11 protein-coding genes are annotated in these 15,518 nt (G+C 69.5%); 3 read left to right on the top strand and 8 right to left on the bottom strand.

Annotated features, from left to right (window positions below; genetic code table 11):
• Positions 1 to 420: 420 nt before the first annotated feature.
• The 3 genes from AB0L45_RS13760 to AB0L45_RS13750 all read left to right on the top strand — a co-directional run bounded on the left by AB0L45_RS13760 (position 421) and on the right by AB0L45_RS13750 (position 4,795).
• Positions 421 to 1,797 (top strand): MFS transporter, encoded by a 1,377-nt coding sequence (locus AB0L45_RS13760; protein ID WP_365839328.1) that lies wholly within the window; start codon positions 421 to 423, stop codon positions 1,795 to 1,797.
• Between the two features lie 234 nt (positions 1,798 to 2,031).
• Positions 2,032 to 3,975 carry a nucleotidyltransferase domain-containing protein gene (locus tag AB0L45_RS13755; protein WP_365839326.1) on the top strand — a complete coding sequence of 648 codons (1,944 nt, stop codon included), beginning with the start codon at positions 2,032 to 2,034 and terminating at the stop codon, positions 3,973 to 3,975.
• Positions 3,962 to 4,795 carry a TauD/TfdA family dioxygenase gene (locus tag AB0L45_RS13750; RefSeq protein WP_365839324.1) on the top strand — a complete coding sequence of 278 codons (834 nt, stop codon included), beginning with the start codon at positions 3,962 to 3,964 and terminating at the stop codon, positions 4,793 to 4,795. The genes AB0L45_RS13755 and AB0L45_RS13750 overlap by 14 nt, the downstream gene beginning before the upstream one ends.
• A 59-nt stretch (positions 4,796 to 4,854) precedes the next feature.
• Here AB0L45_RS13750 and AB0L45_RS13745 read toward each other — a convergent pair whose 3' ends face one another.
• From AB0L45_RS13745 to AB0L45_RS13710, 8 genes are all read right to left on the bottom strand, one after another.
• Complete coding sequence (locus tag AB0L45_RS13745) at positions 4,855 to 5,331, bottom strand: hypothetical protein (RefSeq protein ID WP_365839322.1); 477 nt, start codon at positions 5,329 to 5,331, stop codon at positions 4,855 to 4,857.
• A gap of 82 nt (positions 5,332 to 5,413) precedes the next feature.
• A complete protein-coding gene (panD, locus tag AB0L45_RS13740) occupies positions 5,414 to 5,839 on the bottom strand; it encodes an aspartate 1-decarboxylase (protein ID WP_365839320.1) in 426 nt (141 codons plus the stop codon).
• 185 nt (positions 5,840 to 6,024) lie between these two features.
• Positions 6,025 to 7,218, bottom strand: coding sequence for an elongation factor Tu (gene tuf, locus AB0L45_RS13735; RefSeq protein WP_030632473.1), 1,194 nt, complete (start codon positions 7,216 to 7,218; stop codon positions 6,025 to 6,027).
• A gap of 160 nt (positions 7,219 to 7,378) precedes the next feature.
• Positions 7,379 to 9,499, bottom strand: a complete 2,121-nt coding sequence (gene fusA / locus AB0L45_RS13730) for an elongation factor G (RefSeq protein ID WP_365839317.1) — start codon at positions 9,497 to 9,499, stop codon at positions 7,379 to 7,381.
• A 39-nt stretch (positions 9,500 to 9,538) separates the two neighbouring features.
• The gene (gene rpsG / locus AB0L45_RS13725; protein WP_030017001.1) at positions 9,539 to 10,009 is read right to left on the bottom strand and encodes a 30S ribosomal protein S7; all 471 of its coding nucleotides are present in this window, start codon (positions 10,007 to 10,009) and stop codon (positions 9,539 to 9,541) included.
• 2 nt (positions 10,010 to 10,011) lie between these two features.
• Positions 10,012 to 10,383: a 30S ribosomal protein S12 gene (gene rpsL / locus AB0L45_RS13720; RefSeq protein WP_003948652.1), complete on the bottom strand. Its 372-nt coding sequence runs from the start codon at positions 10,381 to 10,383 to the stop codon at positions 10,012 to 10,014.
• Positions 10,384 to 10,811: 428 nt separating this feature from the next.
• Positions 10,812 to 11,294 (bottom strand): DUF1707 and DUF4190 domain-containing protein, encoded by a 483-nt coding sequence (locus AB0L45_RS13715; RefSeq protein ID WP_365839315.1) that lies wholly within the window; start codon positions 11,292 to 11,294, stop codon positions 10,812 to 10,814.
• A 320-nt stretch (positions 11,295 to 11,614) separates the two neighbouring features.
• The gene (locus AB0L45_RS13710; protein WP_365839530.1) at positions 11,615 to 15,514 is read right to left on the bottom strand and encodes a DNA-directed RNA polymerase subunit beta'; all 3,900 of its coding nucleotides are present in this window, start codon (positions 15,512 to 15,514) and stop codon (positions 11,615 to 11,617) included.
• Positions 15,515 to 15,518: the final 4 nt, after the last annotated feature.

Genomic DNA, 15,518 nt, shown 5'->3' with positions numbered 1-15,518 from the left:
ACGAGAGGCGGACTCCTCTGGTGCCGACTGGATTCCTGGCGACGCCTGACCCCCTCGGCGCGCGCCGCCCCTCCCCGGGCAGTGACGCTCCGACACCAGTACGTTACTCCAAATGACGGAAGCACCCTCGGTAATCCGTGCGCGCCGCACCCCGCGACCCGAACTCGGAGCGCACCGCGCGGCGCACGCCCCTGCCCCGCTCCGGCTCACCACCGCGCACGGCCGCATTCCCCCCGGCCGCCGGGCGTAAAACGCCATCCGGCGCAGACGAATACCCACCGTATCGAACTGCCCGCACAATCCTACAGCTCACAAGAGATGAAAGCCTTCCGGCTGAAGCTGCGACCCCCGCGACTATGCGCCACCCGAAAGGGAATCCTGGATGCATACCGACCGGGCGGCGGCGAGGAGGTTTTCACCGTGAATTTCGGTCCCCGCTCTCGGCGCGGCACGCATTTCTTCCCGACCGGACGCCATTCCCGGAACGCGAAGAAAAAGCCCGACCGAACCGCACCGCCGGGCGCGACGACGTTCGGCTCGCTCCGCATCCGCAACTTCCGGCTGTTCGCCGCCGGGCAGGCCGTCTCGAACACCGGTACGTGGATGCAGCGCATCGCCCAGGACTGGCTGGTCGCCCAACTGACCGGCTCCCCCACCGCCGTCGGGGTCACCGTCGGACTCCAGTACGTGCCGATGCTGCTCCTCGGGCTGCACGGCGGCCTGATCGCCGACCGGCTGCCCATGCGCCGGCTGCTGCTGCGCACCCAGACCGTGCTGGGCACGACGAGCCTGATCCTGGCCGTGCTGGTGCTGTCCGGCCAGGTGCGGCCTTGGCACGTGTACATCATGGCGGCCGTCCTGGGCCTGGTCGCCGTCGCGGACGCCCCCGCCCGGCAGGCGTTCGTCGCCGAACTGGTCGGGCCGGAGCAGCTGCGCAACGCGGTGAGCCTGAACGCCGCCGCCTTCCAGGCCACGCGCCTGGTCGGCCCCGCCGTCGCCGGCGTCGTGATCGCGGTGGCGGGCAGCGGCTGGGCCTTCCTCCTCAACGCCCTCTCCTACCTCGCACCCCTGGCCGCCCTGCTGCTCATGTGCCCCGGCGAGATGCACCCGGCCGAGCGCGCCCCGCACGGCAGCGGCCAGGTCAGGGCGACCCTGCGGCAGGTCGGCCACGATCCCGCCCTGCTGTGGCCGATCGTGCTGGTCGCCTTCATCGGCACGTTCGGGTTCAACTTCCCTGTCTGGCTGACCGCGTTCACCGTACGGGTCTTCCACAGCGGCTCCGGCGTCTACGGGCTGCTCAGCTCCCTGCTGGCGGCGGGAGCGGTGGCGGGGGCGCTGTGGGCGGCGCGCAGCCAGGCGCCGCCGCGGCGGGTGCTGACGGCGGCGGGACTGTTGTTCGGCGCGCTGGAGACGGCCGCGGCCCTCGCACCCGCCCCGTGGCTCTTCGCGGCGCTGCTGGTCCCGGTCGGCATGGCCGGCCTGGCCGTCACCACCACCGCCAACGCGCACGTCCAGCTCACGGCGGGCGCCGCGACACGGGGCCGGGTGATGAGCCTGTTCAAGATCGCGTTCATGGGCGGCACACCGGTGTCCGCGCCGGCCATCGGCTGGATCACCGAGACCCACGGCCCCCGCGCCGGCTTCCTCACCGGCGGCCTGACCTCCCTCACGGCAGCCGCCGCCGTCGGCTTCGCCCTGTCCCGTACGGCCATGGCGCCCACGGAGACGGCCCGAAAGCCCGCGAGCGGCACGGAAACGCGAACGGACGGGGACGCGGGCACAGCGGCGAAGACGTGAACACCGACTGCGGTGATGTTTTCCCCGGTCCGATGATCCGCTTACGCAGGAACGGCGGACGGCGTACGACGCAGTGCAGCTGCGGAATTATCCGAGTTCCAGAAAAACCCCTCCTCCTACCCTCCCCCTGAATTCCCTCCCAAGAAATACCCACCGAAATGAAGCACGCCTGACCACCCATGCCACCGAAACCTCGCATTCCACTCCCCCGCACACCACCGGAGGAAAAACACCATGTCCCTGAATCCACCGACCGAGGACCGCCCGCCGGCGGCACACCGGGTCATCGCTCTCAGCGGCCCGGCCCACGTGGGCAAGGACACCCAGCTGCGCCTGCTGGCCCGCCGTACCCCGCAGGTCGAGGTCGCCGCCCGCACGGAGGCGCACGCCCCCCGGTGGCCCGCCCTCCGCGGCACGGAGAGAACGGGCTGGCGGCTGGAGGGCGCTTCGAACCAGCAGCTGGCGGACGTGCTCGCCGCGTCCTTCCTCGCCCGCGCCCGGCAGCCCCGGGCCGGTGACCTGCCCTGCGTACGGCAGGGCCTGCCCATGCTGGAGGCGATGCTCGCCGCGGTCGTCGCGGTGCGCGAGCACTGTGGTCCGGGGCGCGCGGCGCACGAGGCGCGGATGGCCCTCGCGCCGTACCGCACCGCCCTGCGCGCTGCCGAGAAGGGCGAGTACGGCATCGTCCTGCTGCACGACGAGGACCCCGCCCTCGGTGCCGCGCGCGCCCTGGCCCGGTCCCCAGCGCCCGACAGCCTCCTGGAGAACTACCAGCAGCGACTGCACGAGCAGATCAACCGCCTCATCGAGGAGGGGCGGTTCGGCACCGCCGTCGTCGTCGGCGACCGCCCGGCGGTCGACATCCAGCACGAGCTGCGCCAGACCCTGCACCGGCTGTACCCCGCGGTCCCGGAATGCGCCCTCTCCCGGGTACGGGTGGTGGCGCTGGGCGGCGACTGCGACCAGGCGCGCGACGCCGCCGGCGAATACCTGCGCACCCGCCGCGGCTACGCCCGGCTCGACGCCGGGCACCTCACGGACGCGGCGCCGCACCTCCCGGCCGCTCCGGACACCGACGACCCCGCCGTACGGGCCGAACGCCTCACCGACGGCCTCGACCGATACTGCGCCGCGCACCCCTTCCTCGACCGCGTGAGCGTCGAGCCCGTACGTGACCGGGCCACCATCGAGGAACTCCGCAAACTCTTCGGCGACCGACTACGCGCCGTACACCCCGACCCGGTACGCCCCGACCCGGTACGCCCCGAGCCGGCACACCCCGGCCCGGTACGACTCGACCCCGCACACCCCTCCCCGGTACGCCCGGACCCAGCGCCCCCCGAAGCCGCCCCCTCCCCCTGGCCCCGCCTGAGCCTTCAGCGGCGGCTGGACCGGCTCGCCTTCGCCGCGGCCTGGACGTTCCGGCCGGTCAGGCCCGTCTCGGTGCACAGCCTCGGCCTCCCGCCGTGCCTCGGCCAGTACCTGCGTGACCTGCGCGAACGCCTCACCCGGCCGACGGCCGCCGTGGACCTGCTCGCCGTCACCGGCAGCGCGGCCCGGGCCACGTACCGGCACGGCTGGAGCGACCTGGACGTCCTCGTCCTGGCGGAGCAGGACGAGCTGCCCCGCCTCCGGCAGGTGCGCGCGGAGCTGGAACCGGTGCTGGACGGGGTCCGGATGACCATGACGGTGCTCACCGAGGACGAGTTCCGCACGGGCGCCCTGCCCCCGCGGCTGCTGCACGTCCTCACCCTCAGCGGGGCGGGCGCCATCGCACCCCTGTGGTGCGCACCCGGCCTCACGCTGCCCGTACCGGACGCCGTGACGTACGCGGACGTCAGTGTGCGCGACGGGGTCCAGGCGGCCGTCACCCTGCGCAAACAGCTGCTGCTCGGCGAGCCCGACCTGCGGGTGCTCTACAAGGCGACCGCCCTCCTCGCGAAGATCATGCTCCGGATGGAGAGCGGCGCCGAGCACCCGGCCGACGGCGAGGCCATCACGGCCTTCCACCACCGCCACCCGGACGGCCGCGCGGACGCCCCCGGCGACGTACGCCACGACCGCGCCGGCACCGAGCGGATGGCCGCCGCCGTACTGCGCGACTGGCTGGCCACCCTCGCCACGCAGCCGACGCCCGCGTCCCCGCGCCCGGAGGACACCGGCCATGGCCCCGCCTGACCTGCGCCGCCCGTTCGGCGCCGGCCTGTCCGTGGCGGCACAGACCGTCCGCGTCCCTTCCCTGAGCCGTATGACCACGGCGCAGGAGGACGCGATGCTGGCCGCGTTCAACCGGTACGGCTTCGCGATCCTGCGCTGCGCGGACCGCACCGGGAGCCGCCGGGACCTGCTCGGCCTGCGGCAGCGTTTCGGCAACCCGGCGCCGCACCCCCGCGCGGACGGCGACGGGATCGTGCCGATCACCCCGGCGGAGCCGGTCGCCGGGTTTCTCGGCTCGTCCCGGGCGGAGCACCTGCTGCACACGGACGGCGCGTACCGCGACCGCCCGGAGGCCCTGATCACCCTCCAGTGCGTCCGTCCGGCCCTACGCGGCGGCCTGTCCGTCCTGGCCAGCGCCCAGGCGGCCTACACACACCTGGCGCGGTGCTTCCCGGGCCGCACGGACGCGCTGGCCGAGCCCGACGCGCTGACGATCAGCCGGACCGACCAGGTCAGCACCCAGCCGCTGTTCCGGCACCGCGACGGCGTGTGCACGCTGAGGTTCCGGATGGCGGACGGCGTGTCGCGGGTCGTGCCGCGCCCCGACGTACGCGACCAGTACGCGGAGCTGTGCCGCTTCTTCACCGCGCCCGAAAACCGGCTGAGCTTCAAGCTCACCGCCGGCGACGTACTGATCGCCGACAACACGGCCGTCGTCCACGGCCGGACCCCCATCCCCGCCGACCTCCCCCGCCTCATGCACCGCCTCAACTTCGACGCCACCGGCCCCACCTGCCCCCACATGGCCTTCGGCTTTCCCACACCTCCGCCCCCACCGTGAACGGCGCGCCGTGCGTGCGCCACACCGGGCGGAACGACGGGAATCCGACGCCACGCGCCCTATGCCGGACCCGTTGCCTCCGCGCCCACCGCCCGGGCCTCGTACTCCCGGAATGCCCGCACGGCCCCCGGGTGCCACTGCCCCCGGTCCACGGGCAGCACCTCGGCCGACCACCCCAGCCCCCGGGCCACACCGACCGCGTACCCGGCCCCGACCCCGCGGAAGAACCGCACCGGAAGCACCACCGAAACCACCCGCCGCTCCCCCTCCGCAGCCGGAGCAACGTGCAGCGCCTGGTGGGCCGGCGCCTTCCGCAACCGGCGCCCCAGCCTGTCATCGGCGTACGAACGCCAGGCGTCCGGATCGCGGGACCACTCGGCCTTCAGCCGCGACCAGGTCAACAGCCCGCGCGCGGGGTTGAACCAGCTCTTGGGCGGGTTCAGCCCGGCCGAGGCCAGCGCGACCACGGCACACAGCACCAGGGAGGAGGCGGCCCAGAGCGGCAGGTACACCCACTGCGCGACGAACTGCGCCACCAGCCCGCTCCTGCTTCTCCGCACTCGCCCGCTCCCCTCGTCGTACGTCGTACGCCTCCGCCCCGAGGGGCCGCCCGCCCCTTCACACCCCCCGCACCACCGCCCCCGGACTCCGCTCCTCCCCGCCCCCCGGTACCGGCTCCGACGCGTCCGTACCGACGCCGACGATGCGGTTCTCCCCGTCCACGTGGACGACGCGCGGGCGCAGCGTCCGGGCTTCCGCGTCGGACACCTGGGCGTAGCTGATGAGGATCACCAGGTCGCCGGGGTGGACGAGGTGGGCGGCGGCGCCGTTGATGCCGAGGACGCCGGAGGCGCGTTCGCCCTCGATGATGTACGTCTCCAGGCGGGCGCCGTTGGTGATGTCGACGATGTGGACCAGCTCGCCGGGCAGCAGGTCGGCGGCGTCCAGGAGGTCGGCGTCGACCGTCACGGAGCCGACGTAGTGCAGGTCCGCCTGGGTGACGGTGGCGCGGTGGATCTTGGACTTGAACATGGTGCGCAGCATGGCGTCGCTTTCGGAAGAAGGGTCGCGTCCCCGGGTGGGGTACGCGCCGTCCCGCACATGCTAGGCAGCGGGCGGGCCGAGCAGAAGGCCCCGGCCGTCAACAGCGAGAAGCCCCGCTCACCCGAAGGTGAGCGGGGCTTCTCTGAGCGCTCGGAAGAGCTGCCGGGTTACCCCGACCGTCAGAGTTACTTGACGATCTTGGTGACCTGGCCGGCGCCGACGGTCCGGCCACCCTCACGGATGGCGAACTTCAGGCCTTCCTCCATGGCGACCGGCTGGATCAGCTGGACCGACATCTCGGTGTTGTCGCCCGGCATGACCATCTCGGTGCCCTCGGGGAGGGTCACGACGCCGGTCACGTCCGTGGTACGGAAGTAGAACTGCGGGCGGTAGTTGTTGAAGAACGGGGTGTGGCGGCCACCCTCGTCCTTCGACAGGATGTACGCCTGCGCCTCGAACTCCGTGTGCGGGGTGACCGAGCCCGGCTTGATGATGACCTGGCCGCGCTCGACGTCCTCGCGCTTGATGCCACGGAGCAGCAGACCGACGTTCTCACCGGCCTGGCCCTCGTCGAGCAGCTTGCGGAACATCTCGATGCCGGTGACCGTGGTGGTGGTCTTCTCGGTCTTGATGCCGATGATGTCGACGGTCTCGTTGACCTTGAGGACACCACGCTCGATACGACCGGTGACAACGGTGCCACGGCCGGTGATCGTGAAGACGTCCTCGATCGGCATCAGGAACGGCTTGTCGACGTCACGCTCGGGCTGCGGGATGGCGCCGTCGACGGCCTCCATCAGGTTCAGGACCGACTGGCCCCACTCCGCGTCGCCTTCGAGAGCCTTGAGAGCCGAGACCTTGACGACCGGAACGTCGTCGCCGGGGAACTCGTACTCGGAGAGGAGCTCACGGACCTCGAGCTCGACGAGCTCCAGGATCTCCTCGTCGTCCACCATGTCGGCCTTGTTCAGGGCGACGACGATGTAGGGAACGCCGACCTGGCGGGCCAGGAGCACGTGCTCCTTGGTCTGCGGCATCGGACCGTCGGTCGCGGCGACCACGAGGATCGCGCCGTCCATCTGGGCGGCACCGGTGATCATGTTCTTGATGTAGTCCGCGTGACCGGGGCAGTCGACGTGGGCGTAGTGACGGTTCTCCGTCTGGTACTCGACGTGCGCGATCGAGATGGTGATACCGCGCTGGCGCTCTTCGGGAGCCTTGTCGATCTGGTCGAAGGCCGAGGCCTCGTTCAGGTCCGGGTACGCGTCGTGCAGCACCTTGGTAATGGCGGCCGTGAGGGTCGTCTTACCGTGGTCGATGTGACCGATGGTGCCGATGTTGACGTGCGGCTTAGTCCGCTCGAACTTCGCCTTCGCCACTGGGGTCCTCCTGTGGAGTGGTTCTGTACGCCTTACTCATCGGCGCCAGGTGATCTTTGCTGGGGTGCCGGCTGCCGGGGGTCCACCCCGCGGGTGGCGGGGACGGACCCCGGCAGACGGTGTCAAGCCTAAAGCGTGTTCCGACTCGTGCGAGACGGAGCTACTCGCCCTTGGCCTTCGCGATGATCTCCTCGGCGACGTTCCGCGGAACCTCGGCGTAGGAGTCGAACTGCATCGAGTAGCTTGCGCGACCCGAGGTCTTGCTGCGGAGGTCTCCGACGTAGCCGAACATCTCCGAGAGCGGAACCAGGCCCGTGACGAGCTTGGCGCCGCTGCGGTCCTCCATGGACTGGATCTGACCGCGGCGCGAGTTGATGTCGCCGATGACGTCACCCATGTAGTCCTCGGGCGTCGTCACCTCGACCTTCATCATCGGCTCCAGCAGGGCCGGGCTGGCCTTGCGGGCGGCCTCCTTGAAGGCCATCGAACCGGCGATCTTGAAGGCCATCTCGGAGGAGTCGACCTCGTGGAACGCACCGTCGAGCAGGGTCACCTTGACACCGGTCAGCGGGTAGCCGGCGAGCACGCCGAACTCCATCGCCTCCTGGCAGCCCGCGTCCACGGACGGGATGTACTCCCGCGGGATACGGCCACCGGTGACCTTGTTCTCGAACTCGTAACCGTCGCCCTCCAGGGGCGCGATCGCGATCTGCACCTTCGCGAACTGGCCGGAACCACCAGTCTGCTTCTTGTGCGTGTAGTCCAGGCGCTCGACGGCCTTGCGCAGCGTCTCGCGGTACGCGACCTGCGGCTTGCCGACGTTGGCCTCGACCCGGAACTCGCGCTTCATACGGTCGACCAGCACGTCGAGGTGCAGCTCGCCCATACCCGCGATGATGGTCTGGCCGGTCTCCTCGTGCGTGGAGACCTGGAAGGACGGGTCCTCCTCGGCGAGACGCTGGATGGCGACACCCAGCTTCTCCTGGTCGCCCTTGGACTTGGGCTCGATGGCGACCTGGATGACCGGGGCCGGGAACTCCATCGACTCCAGGATGACCTGGTGCGACGGGTCGCAGAGGGTCTCACCGGTGGTGGTCTGCTTCAGACCCATGACGGCGACGATGTCACCGGCACCCACCGACTCGATCTCCTCACGCTTGTTCGCGTGCATCCGGTAGATCTTGCCGATGCGCTCCTTCTTGCCCTTCACCGAGTTGGTGACCTGCGAGCCGGCCTCAAGGCGGCCCGAGTACACCCGGATGAAGGTGAGCTTGCCCAGGTGGGGGTCGCTCGCAATCTTGAACGCCAGCGCGGCCAGCGGCTCGTCCTCGGACGGGCGGCGCTTGATGACCTCTTCCGAGTCGTTGACGGCGTGGCCCTCGATGGCCTCGACGTCCAGCGGCGACGGGAGGTAGCGCACGACCGCGTCGAGCAGGGGCTGGACGCCCTTGTTCTTGAACGCGGTACCGCAGAACACCGGGGTGACGGTGGTGTCGCCACCCTTGCCCGAGTTGATGGTGATGCGACGGATCGCCGCGTGCAGCTGGTCCGTGGTGGGCTCCTGGCCCTCCAGGTACAGCTCCATCATCTCTTCGTCGTTCTCGGCGACGGCCTCGAGGAGCTTGCCGCGCCACTCGTCGGCGGCCTCGGCGTGCGTGGCCGGGATGTCGACGGTGTCGTACATCTCGCCCTTGGCGGCCTCGGCGGACCAGACCAGCGCCCTCATGGAGACGAGGTCGATGACGCCCTTGAAGTCCGCCTCGGTGCCGATCGGCAGCTGCATCACGATCGGGGTCGCGCCCAGGCGGTCCACGATCATGTCGACGCAGCGGTGGAACTCCGCACCGGTGCGGTCGAGCTTGTTGACGAAGCAGATGCGCGGCACGCCGTAGCGGTCCGCCTGGCGCCAGACGGTCTCGGACTGCGGCTCAACACCGGCAACGCCGTCGAACACCGTCACGGCACCGTCGAGCACGCGCAGCGAACGCTCCACCTCGACGGTGAAGTCGACGTGGCCCGGGGTGTCGATGATGTTGATGGTGTGGTCGACGTCGTTCAGCGGCCAGTGGCAGGTCGTCGCGGCAGACGTGATCGTGATGCCGCGCTCCTGCTCCTGCTCCATCCAGTCCATCGTGGCTGCGCCGTCGTGGACCTCACCGATCTTGTAAGAAACACCGGTGTAGAACAGGATCCGCTCGGTGGTGGTCGTCTTGCCCGCGTCGATGTGGGCCATGATCCCAATGTTGCGGACCTTGGCCAGGTCAAGCGAAGTGGTAGCCATATCGGCTCAATCTTCTCTCGGTCTCGATGGGGGTAGCGACTACCAGCGGTAGTGCGCGAAGGCCTTGTTGGACTCGGCCATCTTGTGCGTGTCCTCGCGCTTCTTGACCGAAGCGCCGAGGCCGTTCGAGGCGTCCAGCAGCTCGTTCATGAGGCGCTCGGTCATGGTCTTCTCCCGGCGGGCGCGGGAGTAGCCCACGAGCCAGCGCAGCGAGAGCGTGGCGGCACGGCCGGGCTTGACCTCGACCGGGACCTGGTAGGTCGCGCCACCGACACGGCGGGACTTGACCTCAAGGGTCGGCTTGATGTTCTCCAGCGCGCGCTTCAGCGTGATGACCGGGTCGTTGCCGGTCTTCTCACGCAGACCCTCCATGGCGCCGTAGACGATGCGCTCGGCGGTGGAGCGCTTGCCGTTCAGCAGGACCTTGTTGATGAGGGAGGTCACCAGAGGAGAGCTGTAGACCGGGTCGATGATGACCGGGCGCTTCGGGGCGGGGCCCTTACGAGGCATTCTTACTTCTCCTTCTTGGCGCCGTAGCGGCTGCGAGCCTGCTTGCGGTTCTTGACGCCCTGCGTGTCGAGGGAGCCGCGGATGATCTTGTACCGAACACCCGGCAGGTCCTTCACACGGCCGCCACGCACGAGCACGATCGAGTGCTCCTGCAGGTTGTGGCCCTCACCCGGAATGTAAGCGGTGACCTCGATGCCGCTGGTCAGACGCACACGTGCGACCTTACGCAGGGCCGAGTTCGGCTTCTTCGGGGTGGTCGTGAAAACACGCGTGCAGACGCCGCGGCGCTGGGGCGAACCCTCCAGTGCGGGCGTCTTGTTCTTCTCGACCTTGTCCTGCCGGCCCTTGCGGACCAGCTGCTGGATCGTAGGCACCGTTTCTCCGGTTTCTGTGTGCCAGTCTCGGTAAAGCTAACCTGGAACAGTCCCCGACCCACGCGGTCGGGTGTGTCGAATACTGCAGACCCCTCGCTGGAACGAGGACGGCGGCAGATTGCGGTGTCGAGACCCGGCTTCCGTACGGACGAGTGCACGCACGGCAGCCTGAGGACACCCCAGGCACAAGGTCAGAGCGTACCTACCGCATGGGCTGCGGTCAAAACAAATGCACACGCGAAGGACACGCCGGACTCCCCCGGCGCTGCGGCCACCGTAGTGGGATCCGAGGCCGTACGGAAGAAGGCTCCACCGACGCCACGCGGGCCGTGACGGCCGCCCTGCGGCGCCCGGAGGCACTCCCCGCAGGCCCTCCGCCCCCGCCGGCAGCCCCGCCGTCCCCGGCGGCTCCGCGCCCCGCCTCGGCCTCAGAGGTTCGTCACGCCCACCAGCACCATGAGGACGAAGAACAGCAGCCAGCCGCTGATGCCCAGCCATCCCAGGATCAGCCCGGCGACCGCCTGGCCGTCCCCGCGCTCCCCCGTCCGGCGGATCTCGGCCCGCGCCTTGTGCCCCAGGATGACCGCGGGTATCGACGACAGGCCCCAGGTGACCGGCGTGAGGATGCCGCAGACCAGCGCGCCGGTCGCCGAGCCGTTGGTCGGCGCCGGCATCGGCTGCATGGGCATGGGCATGAACGCCGGCGGCACCGCGGGACGCGGCGCGAACTGCGACTGCGGCACCGGCCCCTGCGGCAGGTCCGCCACCAGCAGCTGCAGCTCGGCGTGGGTCTGTGCCTGGTACGCGCGGCCGATGCGCTGCTCGTACTCCTGCTGCGGAAGCCGCCCCTCGGCGAAGCCGGCCTTCAGCACGTCCACCGCACGCTCCCGGTCGGCGTGCGAGGCACGCATCGCCGGGACCTGACCGGGGCCCTGGGCCGGCTGCCCGCCTTGCCACGGCGCCGGCTGTCCACCCTGCCACGGCTGGAACGCCACCCTCAGCACCTCCCCCACATTAGGCAGTACGTACCCATCATTCAGTACGCGCCAGGAGATCGCACGGTTCCCCCCGCAATGAATCCGCGGAGCGGCCCCCGCCCGGCCCCGGCCGCCACACCCGGCCCCAGCAGCCCGCCGCCGGCCCCGAACGCCGCAGGGCGGCCACCCCGGGGGGTGACCGCCCTGCCGCTCACAGCGCGTGTCCGGTACGGCCGCGTACGGCCGCCGGGCCCTTACTGGTTGTACGGACCGTAGTCGTAGTCCTCCAGCGGGACCGCCTGGCCGGAGCCGGTACCGAACGGCGAGTAGTCGATGTCGTCGTAACCGACGGCCGAGTACATCGCGGCCTTGGCCTCCTCGGTGGGCTCCACCCGGATGTTGCGGTAGCGGGACAGGCCCGTACCGGCCGGGATGAGCTTACCGATGATGACGTTCTCCTTGAGGCCGATCAGGGAGTCCGACTTGGCGTTGATCGCCGCGTCGGTCAGCACCCGGGTCGTCTCCTGGAAGGACGCCGCCGACAGCCAGGACTCGGTGGCCAGCGAAGCCTTGGTGATACCCATCAGCTGCGGACGGCCGGAGGCCGGGTGGCCGCCTTCCTGGACCACACGACGGTTCTCGCTCTCGAACTTCGTACGCTCCACCAGCTCGCCCGGCAGCAGCTCCGCGTCGCCGGACTCGATGATCGTCACGCGGCGCAGCATCTGCCGGATGATGATCTCGATGTGCTTGTCGTGGATCGCCACGCCCTGGTTGTTGTAGACCTTCTGGACCTCGCCGACCAGGTGGACCTGGACAGCGCGCTGGCCCAGGATGCGCAGCACGTCGTGCGGGTTGACGGCACCCACGGTCAGCGCCTGGCCGACCTCGACGTGGTCACCCTCGCCCACCAGCAGACGGGCACGCTTGGAGACGCCGTAGGCCGTCTCGTCGCTGCCGTCGTCCGGCGTGACGATGACCTTCTTGGTCTTCTCGGTCTCCTCGATCCGCACGCGGCCGGCGGCCTCGGAGATCGGGGCGACACCCTTGGGCGTACGGGCCTCGAAGAGCTCGACGACACGCGGCAGACCCAGGGTGATGTCGTCACCGGCCACACCACCGGTGTGGAAGGTACGCATCGTCAGCTGGGTGCCGGGCTCACCGATGGACTGGGCGGCGATGATGCCGACCGCCTCACCGATGTCGACCAGCTTGCCGGTGGCCAGCGAGCGGCCGTAGCAGTAGGCGCAGGTGCCGACGGCGGACTCACAGGTCAGGACCGAGCGGGTCTTGACCTCCTCGACGCCGTGCGCGACCAGCTGGTCGATGAGCACGTCACCGAGGTCCACGTTCGCCGACGCGATGACCTTGCCGTCCACCACGACGTCCTCGGCCAGCATCCGCGCGTACACGGAGGACTCGACGTCGTCCGCCTTGCGCAGGACACCGTCGGCGCCCTTGCTGGCGATCCGCAGCTTCAGACCGCGCTCGGTGCCGCAGTCCTCCTCGCGGATGATGACGTCCTGGGAGACGTCCACGAGACGACGGGTGAGGTAACCCGAGTCGGCGGTACGCAGGGCGGTGTCCGCGAGACCCTTACGGGCACCGTGGGTGGAGATGAAGTACTCCAGCACGGACAGACCCTCACGGAACGACGCCTTGATGGGCCGCGGGATGGTCTCGTTCTTCGCGTTCGACACCAGACCACGCATACCGGCGATCTGCCGCATCTGCATCATGTTTCCTCGGGCACCCGAGTCAACCATCATGAAGATGGGGTTCGTCTTGGGGAAGTTGTCGTTCATCGCCTCGGCGACCTCGTTGGTCGCCTTGGTCCAGATGTTGATCAGTTCCTGAGTGCGCTCGTCCTTGGTGATCAGACCGCGCTCGTACTGCTTCTGGACCTTCTCGTCCTGGGCCTCGTAGCCCGCGACGATGGCCTTCTTGGCCTCCGGCACGACGATGTCCGAGACCGCGACGGTGACACCGGAACGGGTCGCCCAGTGGAAACCGGCCGCCTTCAGGTTGTCGAGCGTCGCCGCCACGATGACCTTCGGGTAACGCTCGGCCAGGTCGTTGACGATCGCGGAGAGCTGCTTCTTGCCCACCGAGTAGTCCACGAACGGGTAGTCCTCGGGCAGCAGCTCGTTGAAGAGCGCGCGGCCCAGGGTCGTCCGCAGCCGGAAGCTGTCACCCTGCTGCCACTCGGGCTCGCCCTCTTCCTGCGCCGGCGGGGTCCAGCCACGGGGCGGGACGGTGCCGATCGGGAAGCGGATGTCGACCTTCGCCTGGAGCGACAGCTCCCGGTTGTCGAAGGCCATGATCGCCTCGGCGACCGAGCCGAAGGACCGGCCCTCACCGATGACCTCGCGCTCCGCCTCGTCGGTGGTGAGGAAGAACAGGCCCAGCACCATGTCCTGGGTCGGCATGGTGACCGGACGGCCGTCGGCCGGCTTGAGGATGTTGTTCGAGGACAGCATCAGGATGCGGGCCTCGGCCTGCGCCTCAGCGGACAGCGGCAGGTGCACGGCCATCTGGTCACCGTCGAAGTCCGCGTTGAACGCGGTGCACACGAGCGGGTGAATCTGAATGGCCTTGCCCTCGACCAGCTGCGGCTCGAAGGCCTGGATGCCGAGGCGGTGCAGGGTGGGCGCACGGTTCAGCAGGACCGGGTGCTCCGCGATGACCTCTTCGAGGACGTCGTAGACGACCGTACGGCCGCGCTCGACCATCCGCTTGGCGCTCTTGATGTTCTGCGCGTGGTTCAGGTCGACCAGGCGCTTCATCACGAACGGCTTGAAGAGCTCCAGCGCCATGGCCTTCGGCAGACCGCACTGGTGCAGCTTCAGCTGCGGACCGACGACGATCACGGAACGCGCGGAGTAGTCCACACGCTTACCGAGCAGGTTCTGACGGAAGCGGCCCTGCTTGCCCTTCAGCATGTCGCTGAGGGACTTCAGGGGACGGTTGCCCGGGCCGGTGACCGGCCGGCCGCGGCGGCCGTTGTCGAACAGCGCGTCGACGGCCTCCTGCAGCATCCGCTTCTCGTTGTTCACGATGATCTCGGGGGCACCGAGGTCGAGCAGACGCTTGAGGCGGTTGTTGCGGTTGATCACACGGCGGTACAGGTCGTTCAGGTCGGAGGTCGCGAAGCGGCCACCGTCCAGCTGCACCATCGGACGCAGGTCCGGCGGAATGACCGGGATGCAGTCCAGCACCATGCCGTTGGGGCTGTTGCGGGTCTGCAGGAACGCCGAGACGACCTTAAGGCGCTTGAGCGCACGGGTCTTCTTCTGGCCCTTGCCGGTGCGGATGATCTCGCGGAGCTTCTCGGCCTCTTCGTCCAGGTCGAAGGACTCCAGGCGCTTCTGCAGCGCCGCGGCGCCCATGCCTCCCATGAAGTACGTGCCGAAGCGGTCACGCAGCTCGCGGTAGAGCAGCTCGTCGCCCTCCAGGTCCTGGACCTTGAGGTTCTTGAAGCGGTTCCACACCTCGTCGAGACGGTCGATCTCGCGCTGCGCACGGTCGCGCAGCTGCTTCATCTCACGCTCGGCACCCTCGCGCACCTTGCGGCGCACGTCGGCCTTGGCGCCCTCGGCCTCCAGCTCGGCGAGGTCGGTCTCCAGCTTCTTGGCGCGGGCCTCGAGGTCCGCGTCGCGGCGCTGCTCGATCTGCTGGCGCTCGACGGAGACGTGCGCCTCCAGCGAGGGCAGGTCGCGCGTACGGCGCTCCTCGTCCACCCACGTGATCATGTAGGCGGCGAAGTAGATGACCTTCTCCAGGTCCTTCGGGGCGAGGTCGAGCAGGTAGCCCAGCCGCGACGGAACGCCCTTGAAGTACCAGATGTGCGTGACGGGAGCGGCCAGCTCGATGTGGCCCATCCGCTCACGGCGCACCTTGGCGCGCGTGACCTCGACGCCACAGCGCTCACAGATGATGCCCTTGAACCGGACACGCTTGTACTTGCCGCAGTAGCACTCCCAGTCCCGGGTGGGGCCGAAGATCTTCTCGCAGAAGAGGCCGTCCTTCTCGGGCTTGAGGGTGCGGTAGTTGATGGTCTCCGGCTTCTTGACCTCACCGTGGGACCACTGTCGGATGTCGTCCGCGGTCGCCAGGCCGATCCGCAGCTCGTCGAAGAAGTTGACGTCGAGCACTGTC

Source organism: Streptomyces sp. NPDC052496, from assembly GCF_040679095.1.
Classification (GTDB): Bacteria; Actinomycetota; Actinomycetes; order Streptomycetales; family Streptomycetaceae; genus Streptomyces.
This window is presented reverse-complemented; position numbering and strand designations above follow the sequence as displayed.

Excerpts from the sequence above, each read along its gene's own strand:
- AB0L45_RS13755 (WP_365839326.1), top strand. The coding sequence starts at position 2,032 with ATGTCCCTGAATCCACCGACCGAGGACCGCCCGCCGGCGGCACACCGG.
- AB0L45_RS13750 (WP_365839324.1), top strand. The coding sequence starts at position 3,962 with ATGGCCCCGCCTGACCTGCGCCGCCCGTTCGGCGCCGGCCTGTCCGTG.
- panD (WP_365839320.1), bottom strand. The coding sequence starts at position 5,839 with ATGCTGCGCACCATGTTCAAGTCCAAGATCCACCGCGCCACCGTCACC.
- fusA (WP_365839317.1), bottom strand. The coding sequence starts at position 9,499 with ATGGCTACCACTTCGCTTGACCTGGCCAAGGTCCGCAACATTGGGATC.
- rpsG (WP_030017001.1), bottom strand. The coding sequence starts at position 10,009 with ATGCCTCGTAAGGGCCCCGCCCCGAAGCGCCCGGTCATCATCGACCCG.
- AB0L45_RS13715 (WP_365839315.1), bottom strand. The coding sequence starts at position 11,294 with ATGCGTGCCTCGCACGCCGACCGGGAGCGTGCGGTGGACGTGCTGAAG.